This is a genomic window from Bartonella sp. CM120XJJH (assembly GCF_042194715.1).
Taxonomy (GTDB): Bacteria; Pseudomonadota; Alphaproteobacteria; order Rhizobiales; family Rhizobiaceae; genus Bartonella.
Window position 1 is genome coordinate 539 of sequence record NZ_JBHINE010000094.1, and the last position, 309, is coordinate 847.

The window sequence follows — 309 nt, forward strand, 5'->3', positions numbered from 1 at the left end:
GATGTCTCTTCCAACGAGATTGGTCTTCAACAAAACTTGAAGATTTACGGAGTTTGCCAAATGTATTTGGTACTTCTATGGTCCCAATATTCACTTTTTTACCCGTTGTAAAATCGACTACTTTCGCTGTAACTAGATTCTCATTTTTTTCAACATATAATCGATATCTGCGTCCCATCTCCCATGGAAACTTGATTTCACATCGTACTCCTGAACCTTCCTGAGTAAAATGCTTACATTTATCACCCTTCCATCCCGTTGCATTCCAGATAGAAAAATGAATGGTACGGCTGCTCCTGTTGAAAAAAC

At 38.5% G+C, this 309-nt stretch carries 1 protein-coding gene; it reads right to left on the reverse strand.

Annotated features, from left to right (window positions below):
• A partial coding sequence (locus tag ACFIKU_RS09955) for a DUF3472 domain-containing protein (RefSeq protein WP_375657413.1) occupies window positions 1–309 on the reverse strand: 309 nt, incomplete at both ends.